Source organism: Vibrio sp. CyArs1 (assembly GCF_022432925.1).
GTDB classification, from domain to species: Bacteria; Pseudomonadota; Gammaproteobacteria; order Enterobacterales; family Vibrionaceae; genus Vibrio; species Vibrio mediterranei.
The window spans coordinates 847,467-859,168 of the sequence record NZ_JAKRBO010000002.1; the positions used below are offsets into that span (position 1 = coordinate 847,467).

Below are 11,702 nucleotides of genomic sequence, written 5' to 3' on the forward strand. Positions count from 1 at the left end.
TTTTCGTGTAAGAAACGCGTAAATTCTCCCCCTAAGAGCAGGTTTCGTTGAGACCTGCTCTTGTTTTTTACTAGTAACGGCATTATATCTGAATTATGGCTTGCTTCACTTTTCCATGACCTTTGATTTTGAAAGCCCAAGTTTCGATATCAATGACGAATGTCATGCTCTCATTTTCTTCAGCAAGCCAATAGTTGAAGGAAGCTATAATGGCCGTTCACGTAGGCATAATTGATCAAGATCCCATTCGTTTGGTAACTCCTTTACTGGATGACCGAACCGTTAGTCGTCACATCATCTTTATTGGTGACGAATCCCAATTTGAAATGTATGAGCGTTTGAGCTCAGTATTGGCGGAGCGCGACATTACTGCAGAATTTTATGAAATTCCCAATATCGTCAATACGTCTGTTATCAAACAATCCATTCTCGGTTTAGCTAAGCAACTTAAAGAAAAGAATGTCGAAGTTAAATTGAATGCCAGTTGCGGCTTAAGACATCGACTGCTTTCTGTCTATGAAGTATTCCGTACCTTCCATTGGCCAATCTTCGTTGTTGAACCGAACAGCGATAAGATGTGCTGGTTGTACCCAGAAGGCGCAACTGATGCGCAGGTACAAGATCATATCACCATTGGTGATTACCTCACGATTTTTGGTGCTCGTGGTGAATTTACTGACTACGATCTTCCCCCACAACTTGACAGAAAACTTTATGAGCTGGGTGAAAAATGGGCGAGTAACGCACTGGAATTAGGTCCGGGTCTAGCGACGCTAAACTACTTGGCAACCACGTGCCGAAAAGAACAGAAACTCGATGTTGAGCTTTCCGAAAAACAACAAGGTTATCGCGAACTCAATATGCTACTTAGCGATTTGGTAGAATCTGAAATAGCGACTTATGACAACGGCATTTTAACCTTTATCAGTGAAGATGCACGTCGCTTTTCCAATGGGGAATGGTTAGAGAACCTAGTTCATAGCACGGTCAAACAAATCCAAGACGACTTACCGACCATTCAAGACCGTTCTTTGAATGTTCAAGTATACCGTCAGCTTGGTGAGCGAGAAGTTCGCAACGAACTGGATGTCGCATCCGTTGTAAACAATAAATTGCATATTATTGAATGTAAGACCAAAGGTATGCGCGACGATGGTGACGACACTCTATACAAACTGGAATCGCTGCGTGACTTGTTAGGTGGCCTGCAAGCCCGTGCCATGTTGGTTAGTTTTAGACCGCTACGTCACAACGATATTACTCGTGCAGAAGATCTTGGCTTAGCACTTATTGGACCGGATGAGTTGAAGGATCTAAAACTGCATCTAACCAAATGGTTTAAAGGTGCCGGCGGTATCGATGAGAAAGCTCACCTTTCTTAAGCAGATAGAAACAGAAAAAGCTTGGCCATCGCCAAGCTTTTTTACTTTGATTTTGCGTTTACGCTGCAGCTTGTTGCTGCTTATGCTTTACCGACGCTTTGTGTTTCGCGCCAACAATGACAATACATACATATGCAGCAATCGTCAGGGCTAAAATAGCAAATGGCAACGCTGCCCAACCAAACCCATCTACAGCAACACCACTGATAACGCTACCAGCAGCAAAACCTAATGAGATGAAGAACATCATTAAGCCTTGAGTCAGACCGCCACCTACTACGGTCAAGCGAGCAGCAATCGCTGGTGAAATCATATCGGTAATAGTGATACCTTGCAGATAAATCAGGAACAAGCCAAGGGTAATAATGTAGTGCACACTCATTCCGGCTTCAGCTATCACGTAAAGCAAACCAATCACGACGATAGAAGCAATCGCTGACACTTTGAACAAGCTAAGGTTGCCGTAACGTGCCACAAAGCGCTCAGCCGCGATTAAGATAAACAGGCCCACAACTGACGCCACCGATAGGTTAGCAGCGGAGAGAGATTGCGCGACACCGTAAGCGTTTTCTAGTAAGTTCGGATATTGTGCCTGAAATGCCCCTTGTCCCGCACATAGCAAACCAACGGCAAGTAGGAACAAACCGAAATTTGAGAATAGTGATTTTGTTAGACCAACGTCTTCTTTGCCACCGATATCCGCTTCGGCACTCGCCTCAGCGTTATCCAGTACTCGTTGAGCTGCAGCTTTATTGGTAAACATGGTTATAACCAACAGCACAGCAACAATCGCCATCATAACGCCAAAACGTTGTTCGTAAGACCAACCTAAATCAGTGATATATGCCAAGGCTACACCAGATAGTAAAGCACCAATGATAAGCGTTTGAGCCATACGGCCAAGCTTCATCGCTTCAGTTTTTGTATCGTAGCCCGCAAACGTAATAAAAACAGGGTTGAGCATAAGAAGAATAGCTGAGCCAACACCGAAACATGCAGCACCCACTAACATCAATGGAAAGCTTTCACCCGCGACGACAAAACTTGTCCCAGCAAGCAGATAACAGATCATACCGAAAAGCTGTGCATGTCGATGCGCTTTGTACTTATCAGCGAGGCCTCCAATAATTGGAGCGGCAAGACCCGCCATACCAAATACTGCCATTGCCAGACCTGCTTGAGTCGCACTACCAGTACGAGCAAGAATAAAGGAAGGCATTAACATAGGAATAAACACGATTTGCACAATGCCATAAGCAAAGTGCGCGGCAAACCAGCCCTCTAAGCCAAGTTTTTTCAACATGATCACAGACCTCAATAGATCATTACCCTTAGTGTTGTGGGTAATAAATTAAACCACAGCAAAAAGATCCGTTTTCTACTGAGCGAATAGCTAGCCCACGCCAAATCTAGGTAAATTATCAACTGAGTAAACACTCTGTTTGACCCGTTGTTAACCATAAAAATACTGGGCTTATTTATAGTGATGATAATATCAGCCTACCTACAAAGTCGTAATAGCCCAAAGCCTCCAGTGTTAAGCCCACACTTCTCTCAGCGTCAAGTTTGTTATACTCTAATCATGCTGACAGAAAGAATAGTTGTCATCTACCCAGTCGTGTTGGGTATATACTTTGCCGCTAATTATTAAGGTAGGAGTTTGCCTTATGAATCTCACCAAACTTAGAGTGTTTGCGTTAACTGCAGAGCATGGTTCATTGACCAAAGTTGCTAATATTATGGGTAAAACGCGCACCTCACTAAGTATGGCGCTATCCAGTTTAGAAGATGAATTGGGTGTAGAACTGTTTGAACGGACTCGTAATCGTCTGGTATTAAATGACGCGGGAAGTGCTTTACTGCCCGATTGTCGAAACATCCTCAATATGGCAGAAAGTCTGTACTCAAAAGCCGAGCAGTTTCGACAAGGTGACAGTGACAAAATACGCATCGCCTATGACGACACACTACCGTCTTCATTCTGGCGAAAACAACTTGTTGCTTTGTCTGATGAATTTCCACATGTCTCCCTGACCGTAATCAAAGCCTCCAGTGCCGATATCCCGACACTCGTTCGCGAAAATCACGTAGATCTTGGCTATGGTTTGGTCTTTAGCTCAGGCGATGACCCTCAAGTTAAGGTTCGTGCTCTGCATCGTATTCGAATGATGGCGGTATGTTCCCCTAAGCATGAATTGGCTAAACTCACCAACGTAACCAGTACCGACATCAGTGCCCATCGGCAAATCGTGCTGTCTCACCTGTTTGAAGAGATTCATCAAGACTTTCGCCCCATTTCGAGTAGCACAATGAGCTTTTCTAATTACCAAGAAGTATTGGATGCGGTTATCGATAATTTAGGTTGGGCGATCATTCCTGAGACATTGGTAAAACAAGAGTTACGCCAGGAACATTTAGTGGTCGTGAAGCATCCGAACGGCATGTATTTTGAGAGCTTTGGCGAGATGTCACGCCCGAACGATCATGCGGTAGAGACAAGACAAGCACTGATCGATGGCATCGAAGAAGGTATCTACGACTTGTTTTAATTATCCACTTTCATAAACGAGAAAAGCCGAAGCAAATGCTTCGGCTTTTTCGTTTCTCGATTGGGGTAAATCGATTAAACGATGCGCAGACCGCCTTGAGCGATTGCGAAACGACGTGCACGAGTGAACGAGTACGCGTTTGTAATACCTTCACCAGTTGGACCAGCGATTGTGAACGTTGAAGTACCTTCAGCGTTGTAACCTACACCAGATAGTGTTGGACCGTTGTGTGCAAAGATAGTTGTGTTGATAGCACGACCGAACTTAGTTACGTTCTCGATGTTGCCAGAGTAGATACATGCAGAGTGTTTGTTACCACGTTCTGCAGCAACAGCGCGCTCGATAGCTTCGTCGATGTTCGCACAACGAACAACTGGAAGTACTGGCATCATTTGCTCAACGTGTACTAGTGGGTGATCGTTCTCAACAACCATAACCGCTAGACGAGTCTCAGACTCAACACCGATAGACTTAAGGATCTCACCAGCGTCTTGACCAACGTGTTGCTTAACTGGATGCCATACGCGAGCAATTTCTTGCGCAGTACATGGCTTAGCACCATCGATTTCATCCATAGTTAGGATTTGTGCAGTTAGCTTCTCAGCTTCTTCTGCAGAAAGAACGTAAGCACCAGTTGCTTCTAACTTAGCTAGGAACTCGTCAGCTACTGAATCTTCAACGAAGACTTCTTTCTCACCGATACATAGTAGGTTGTTATCGAAAGATGCACCGCCGTAAACGCCTGCCGCAGCTAGGTCTAAGTTAGCAGAAGCGTCTACGATTACAGGTGGGTTACCCGCGCCAGCGCCTACACCTTTCTTACCAGATTGTAGGATTGCTTTAACTAGACCTGGGCCACCAGTACCTACTAGCATGTTTACTAGTGGAGACTTAGCGATTTCGTTAAGAGTTTCTAGCGTAGGCTCTTTAACCATAGTAACTAGGTTAGCTGGGCCGCCTGCTGCAACGATAGTCTTGTTGATCATGTCAATCATTACCGCAGAAACAACTTTTGAAGATGGGTGAACGTTGAACGTTACCGCGTTACCAGACGCTAGCATAGAGATAGCGTTGTTAACGATAGTTTCAGTTGGGTTAGTTACAGGAGTAACAGCACCGATAACACCATATGGTGCACGCTCTTCTAGAGAGATACCGTTGTCACCAGACCATACTTTAGTTTCTAGAACTTCAGTGCCCGGAGTCTTAGCAGCAGTTAGCTGGTGCTTAGCGATCTTGTCTTCAACACGACCTAGTTTAGTTTCTTCACGAACCATTTTCGCGAAGTCTTCAGCTTTAGCTAGAACCGCACCACGGATCGCAGTAAGGATAGCTTCACGGCCTTCTTTGGTAGAGTTAGCGTAGAATTCAACTTGAGCTTTGTGAGTTGCTTCGATTGCTGCTTCAACAGTTTCGAATACACCTTGTGCGTTATTGATATCGAATGACATTTTAATTACCTTCTGTAAAGTATTCAGTGGCGAGCCACTTCTACAGAGCAGGTTGATGACCTGCCCTAATCTTTAATTCATTAAGCGTATGTTTTCGCCGCTTCTTCGCCGTTAGCCACACGCAGTGTGCCTAGTACAAGTGCTTCTAGTTCAACTTCACCTGGGAACTTAGTTACCGGAGCAATGAACTCAACGCGCTTAGTGATTTCAGCTGTGATGTATTTGCTGTAAGCGATACCACCTGTTAGCAGGATTCCATCAACTTTCTCACCACCGAATACCGCGCCCATTGCCGCGATTTGCTTAGACACTTGGTAAGCCATTGCATCAGTGACTAGTTTGAACTCAGCGTCTCCTGCTTCCGCTTTCTCTTCGATTTCACGCATATCAATGCTACCTGTGTAGCTAAAGGCGCCGCCTTTACCTTGGATGAATGCTTTTATCTCAGCATGCGTGTACTCACCGCTGAAGCAGATGTCAATTAGCTCACGAGTTGGCAGATCACCAGAGCGCTCAGGTGTGAAAGGGCCTTCAGAAACCGCGTCGTTTACGTCAACAGTACGACCGCCCATGTGAGCTCCAACTGTGATACCGCCACCCATGTGACACACGATAACGTTCACGTCTTCGTATTTCTTACCTTGCTGTTCAGCAAACTGACGAGCGATCGCTTTCTGGTTAAGCGCATGGAAACGACCTTTGCGTTTAATGGCTTTGTGACCAGAGAAAGCAGCTAGCTCAGATAACTCATAAGTCACTGGTGCGTCAGTGAAGAACGCTTCAATACCGTTCTCGTCTGCAATCTCTTTACCGATGATGCCTGCGAGGCTTGCTGGGTGTTGAATTTGTGCTTCAAGAAGATCAGCGATGACTGCATCATCAACTTTGTAAGTACCACCAGCGATTGGCTTAAGAACACCGCCACGACATGCAATAGCACCTAGTTCAGACGCTTTAACACCAGCTTCTTCTAGTGCCGCTAGGATCGCTTCTTTACGGAATTCTTTCTGGTGAGCAACAACCGCGCCAAACGGTGCCAACTCTTCAGCACTGTGACGTAGTGTTTTCTCGAACAGCTCAGTATTGCCTTCGAAAACACCGATTTTTGTAGAGGTAGAGCCAGGGTTGATAGCTAGAATTTTCATCACTTATAAACCTAATTTAGTTATTGCTATTTATGATTAAGCAGACGCTTCTGCGGCTGTTTTCTGTTGGCTCATTGCAGCAACAGAACAAGCAAGCGCGATAGAGACTGTCTTCTCTGCTTCGCCGTCAGCGCGAGACACAAGAACAACAGGAATACGAGCACCAAGTAGAACACCCGCCATGCTAAATCCAGCCATGTACTGAAGTGCTTTCGCAAACACGTTGCCTACTTCGATGTTTGGAACCATTAGGATATCGGCGTTGCCCGCTACTGGAGACTCATAACCTTTTAGGTTTGCAGCGTACTGAGATACCGCGATATCTAGAGAGATAGGACCAGAAACGATACAACCTTCGATTTCACCGTTTTGGTTCATTTTTTGAAGCTCTGCCGCGTCCATCGTCGCTGGCATCTTGTCGTATGGCTTCTCTTTCGCACATAGATTAGCGACTTTAGGCTCTTCGATACCTACAGAGTGCGCTAGGCTTACAGCGTTTTTGATGATGCCCGCTTTTTGTTCAAGCGTAGGCATGATGTTCATCGCTGCGTCAGTAAATACGTGGAAGCTGTCGCCACCTTCTTTGAATAGAACGCCAGCATGGCTAAGTACATTACCAGTACGAAGGCCGTGTTCTTTCTTTAGGACTTCTTTAAGTAGAACAGAAGTGTCAATAAGACCCTTCATTAGTAGGTCGCCTTTACCTTCTGCAATAGCTGAAACTGATGCGGTTGCAATTGCTTCAAGACCGTCGGCTTCGATGATCTCAAAGTTGGCTAGGTCAACATTTGCTTTCGCCGCTGCTTCGTTAATTAACGCGCGCTCACCAACAAGAATGACGTCTGCCATGCCTTCTTGGAATGCATTGTTTGCTGCATCAAGCGTTGCATCATCGTGCGCTGCCGCAACAACCATACGTTGCTTCTTGCCGAACTTTTTAGCTTGCTGAATAAAGAAATCTTTATTGTACATAGGGGCGATACCTTTTAATTAAGAAGAAGGAAACAACCTTCTTTTTATCTTCGATAAATATTCATCAAAGGGCGTAATCAATTATTGTGGAGCAATAAATTGAGACTATTTTTAACCCTTTCAAAGGATGGAATTAATCTATCTCAGGTATCGTCGAAATAAACTTCACTCAGAGTCAGGTTTTTTGACCGTTTTACGGTAACAATGATTTGACGATGAATAATTAAAACAATGAAGTATCAACCAGGGCTATAACTGGCGATCTTTATCACAAAAACAGCTTATATTTTCGCGTAGAAAAATAGACTTTTTACTGTCCTAGCCTTAGGTAACACTACAAAGTAACCGAGTAATTTACTTTAGAGCGAATAGGTAACAATTACTGGTTCTTGCCTTTATTAGTGGAATTTATGGATTGTCACGCTCTAATAACCACTTCAACACCAAAGTCAGAAAGCCACATTCATTCACCAGAGGAATAATTTTGCTTCCTGATGCAAGTTGTTATTTTTCGCTAGCGTAAGTTTTTTTGACGCTGAGTGATGTGCTTGGGGACAACGTCCAAGAATATACTCAACAGCAACAAATCAATACCGCATTCGAGCCTTTGTAGAGTCCAAAACTCAGTAAATAAATCGAATGTAACTTCATGATAATCATTGACTAAATAGTAAGGGTCGAAGATGACAATTCAAAACCGCTTAGAAGAAAGTGTAAACAACCTTAGCGTTGTTCTTGAAGAACAAAAACAACTACTTGCAGAGCACAAAGCTAACCAAAACTACGCTGAGCGTCTAAACAACCTATTGACTCCAACTGACGAGTTAACCACACAGGGCGACGATCTATTGATTGGTGGTTGTAAAGCGACTGACCTTATTGAGCAATACGGCAGCCCGCTATTCGTTCTAAGCGAAGACACACTGCGTGGTAACTTACGCCGTGTGAAAAACGCCTTCGGGAACTACTGGCCAAAACCTGTAAATGTTATGTTTGCTATCAAATCGAACACAAACTTTGCGGTTCGCGCTATCTGTAATGAGGAAGGTGTTGGTGGCGACTGTTTCGGTCCCGGTGAAGTTGAAGCGACTCACATTGCGGGCGCTGATCCAAAAACTATCGCACTAAACGGTACAGTGAAACCTGAGCTTGCCATCCGCAAAGCCATTGAATACGGCTACGCTATCCACCTAGATTCTTACGAAGAGATCGAGATTGTTGAGCGTATCGCTCGTGAAGTGAAGCCTGCTGAGAAAGTACGTATCGCGGTACGCCTAAAAGTCATCCCTGAAGATTTCTTCAACGACTTCGAACCAGACGCCTACCCGTTCCCTAACTTTATCGGTGCGATGAAGTGGATTAAATTCGGTCTACTTAAAGAAGAAGCGAAAAAAATCATCAACCGCGTTAAAGAAATCGATATCTTCGAATTCTACGGCTTCCATACTCACCTAGGTCGCTTCTCTAAGCAGCCTGAAGGTTGGGATGCGCTATACCGTGAGTATGCACGTAACGTAATCGAGATCTCTCGTGAATGTGGTGTACAACCTTTCCAAGTGGACCTAGGTGGTGGTTGGCCTCGTGAACGTGAGCCAGAGTGTCGTAGCAAAGAGCACATGATGAACTCCAACACTATCGAAGATTACGCAAAAATCGTCTGTGAAGGTATGCTAGAAGAGTTCACTAAAGAAGGCTTCGAAGTTCCACAATTATGGCTAGAACCTGGCCGTTACATTGCAGGTAACATTGGTACTCTACTGACATCTGTATACGTCGTAAAGGACGACCAAGAGATGGATTACACTTACACTATGGTTGATGCGTCAACCTATCTAGCAACGCTAGTAGAGTCTCAAGAGTCGAAGAACCCTGTACTACCAGCAAACAAGATGACACAACCTCTTGTTAAGAAAACAACAGAAATTGCGGGTCCAATCTGTATTCCTTCAATCTGGGAAAGCGCTGCAACAATGCCTGCATTAGAGCCAAAAGACGTATTAGCAATTATGGATGTGGGTCACTACGCTGAATCTCAAGCGAGTCAATTTAACTCACTACCACGTCCAGCAACCGTGCTTGTTAAAGATGGTCAAGCTGAACTCATTAAGCGTGCAGAAACAGTTGAGGACGTATTCGCTACTCAAATCCTTCCAGAACGTTTTAAGAAGGCCAAAGCAGAAATCGCTAAAAAGAAAACCGCTAAAGCGTAAGCTTTAACGTATCAGGAATAGAAACCTCTCAATTGTCATATGAGCTGTTCTATTTAAAAGGCTTAGCTTATTGCTAAGCCTTATTATTATCGAAACTTCCCGTCTACTAATTACATAAACCTACATTACTTCTCTATTGGTTAGGTTTTCCATTAATTATACCAGCTGTTTCCATCCGATCATTTAATAGAACCTACTTTAATCCAACTTAATATCACATAGATAGAGCCAATACCTGGCATTGAAAGTGATTTATATAAATTAACATTTCAAAAACATCATAGTTAACAAATAAACAAAGCTATTTGCAATTAATTATCGATACTATTTTAGGAAAATGATATTGAGACATAGAGCAATATATAACACTACTTTGTACCTATTTAAGGTATATCCAAAAGGAGTATCTCTAGCTAACTTAAGTAACAGTTATCAAGTGAATGACTATCATCCTATTAGGTGTTTTTTGTTAATAATATTTTTAACAAAAGATTTTTTATTAATTTTAATAATTCACTTCTTGAAAACTTATCAGTGTGATTGCAGCCACGATGGCTGAAATATTAATTAGAAGGATGCGGGTTGAAATTTTATCTTCTTTCGATTGAACGAGGGAAGCTAAATGGGAAACGCAGATTGATTATGCTAAAAAAAATATGTAATAAACTGGGTATTGAGCTTTGGTTCTCCGCTCACCTTGCCTATGGCTTTGTCCAGCTTGTGTTTATCCCGATCGTAATGCCTGCGTTTGTCGCAGAGCGAACCGGCAGTTTTGCCAATGCAGGCTTAGCGATGGGCTTCTTCGGTGTAGCGGGTCTTGCAGCTCCTATTATTGGCTTATTAGCAGACAAATATAAAGCACACCGATTAGCTCAGTTTTTAGGCATGGTGGCGTATGTGATTGCCGGTTTCTGCTACATCGCTTCAGGCAGTGACTTTAGGATGATGGCGATTGGCTCTATTTTCTTTGGTCTAGGTTCTGCAACACTATTAATGTTAAACCCCGTCTTTATCGCTTTCGCCGGTTATGACAATAAAACGGAAGCTCTCAAACTGGGTCGAATGGCACAAGCCGCTATTATAGGTACTTTGATTGGTGGTGGCGTGTTAGCAGCTTTAACCGATGGAGGGTTTGGCTATGAAACGAGCTTTTACACTATGATGGGCACCGTCGCTGTATTAGCCTTGATCACCTTTATGACTAATAAACAGGCTGGTCAGCGAGTACTTGATACCGCAAAAGCTCGCGAAGAAGCAGCGAAAGCTGAGTCTCAACAAAAAGTGAATCTGTTGAGTGTGCTGTTTTCTAAATTCGGTCTATTCCTTTTTGCTGTCGCAGCATTATGCGCAGGTCAAGGCGCGTTTCAAGCTCAATTCCCAAACTTAATGAAAAATGCGTTCTCGGTATCTGAAGCAGTCTCCGCCACCAGCCTATCAATTTCAGCAGTGCTGGGGTTAATCGTCGTCGTTATGGCCGAGCGCTTCTCAGCTAAATTTGGTCCAGCAGCACTATTTAGGCTGTGTACGGTAGCGTCTATTGTTGTTGTTGCAGCACTTTACTTTATTGCTGAGTTCCAACTCATACCAACCATTATTTTCCCTGTTGCGTTAGTCATCATTTATTTACAAGGTATTACTGTGACAGACATGTGCTCTCCAGCCGTCGCTTCCCGCTTAACAAGAGTTGGCGCTGGATATACGCAAGGGCTAATGATGTTCTTCATTTCCATCGGTTTTGCAACTGGCAGCGCGATCAGCGGCTTTACTGTCGAATCGTTTAGCTGGAGCGCATTACCCGTCGCCATTGGTGTACTAACAACAGTTGCCTTTGTATGTATTTGGGCCGTCACTCGTGACAACAAAGAAGCAAAACACCAAACCTCGACAAAACATGCTTAGCAAATTTGGCAATTTTTGTGACCCGTCCTGATATGGGTTGACACTTTTAGTTAAAACGCTCGATGAACTTCATCGGGCGTTTTGTATTTTAGAG

General features: G+C 43.8%; 8 protein-coding genes. 4 read left to right on the forward strand and 4 right to left on the reverse strand.

Annotated features, from left to right (window positions below):
* Nucleotides 1-209: 209 nt before the first annotated feature.
* Complete coding sequence (locus MMA19_RS10540; RefSeq protein ID WP_006072978.1) at nt 210-1,382, forward strand: DUF1887 family protein; 1,173 nt, start codon at nt 210-212, stop codon at nt 1,380-1,382.
* 58 nt (nt 1,383-1,440) lie between these two features.
* Here the strand turns inward: MMA19_RS10540 and MMA19_RS10545 are convergent, their stop codons facing one another.
* Nucleotides 1,441-2,685, reverse strand: coding sequence for an MFS transporter (locus MMA19_RS10545; RefSeq protein WP_240206162.1), 1,245 nt, complete (start codon nt 2,683-2,685; stop codon nt 1,441-1,443).
* A gap of 364 nt (nt 2,686-3,049) precedes the next feature.
* Here MMA19_RS10545 and MMA19_RS10550 point away from each other — a divergent pair, with 364 nt between their 5' ends.
* Nucleotides 3,050-3,931, forward strand: coding sequence for a LysR family transcriptional regulator (locus MMA19_RS10550; RefSeq protein WP_006072976.1), 882 nt, complete (start codon nt 3,050-3,052; stop codon nt 3,929-3,931).
* Nucleotides 3,932-4,005: 74 nt separating this feature from the next.
* Here MMA19_RS10550 and MMA19_RS10555 read toward each other — a convergent pair whose 3' ends face one another.
* The 3 genes from MMA19_RS10555 to MMA19_RS10565 all read right to left on the reverse strand — a co-directional run bounded on the left by MMA19_RS10555 (nt 4,006) and on the right by MMA19_RS10565 (nt 7,499).
* Entirely contained in the window at nt 4,006-5,382 is a 1,377-nt protein-coding gene (locus MMA19_RS10555; RefSeq protein WP_006072975.1) for an aldehyde dehydrogenase, read from the reverse strand.
* Between the two features lie 80 nt (nt 5,383-5,462).
* Nucleotides 5,463-6,527: a butyrate kinase gene (buk, locus tag MMA19_RS10560; protein WP_240206163.1), complete on the reverse strand. Its 1,065-nt coding sequence runs from the start codon at nt 6,525-6,527 to the stop codon at nt 5,463-5,465.
* Between the two features lie 36 nt (nt 6,528-6,563).
* On the reverse strand, nt 6,564-7,499 hold the full coding sequence (locus MMA19_RS10565) for a bifunctional enoyl-CoA hydratase/phosphate acetyltransferase (protein ID WP_031494278.1): 936 nt from the start codon (nt 7,497-7,499) through the stop codon (nt 6,564-6,566).
* 683 nt (nt 7,500-8,182) lie between these two features.
* Here MMA19_RS10565 and MMA19_RS10570 point away from each other — a divergent pair.
* Together MMA19_RS10570 and MMA19_RS10575 are read left to right on the forward strand one after the other, a co-directional pair.
* Entirely contained in the window at nt 8,183-9,709 is a 1,527-nt protein-coding gene (locus MMA19_RS10570; protein ID WP_006072972.1) for a diaminopimelate decarboxylase, read from the forward strand.
* 642 nt (nt 9,710-10,351) lie between these two features.
* Nucleotides 10,352-11,608 carry an MFS transporter gene (locus MMA19_RS10575; RefSeq protein ID WP_240206164.1) on the forward strand — a complete coding sequence of 419 codons (1,257 nt, stop codon included), beginning with the start codon at nt 10,352-10,354 and terminating at the stop codon, nt 11,606-11,608.
* Nucleotides 11,609-11,702 lie beyond the last annotated feature (94 nt).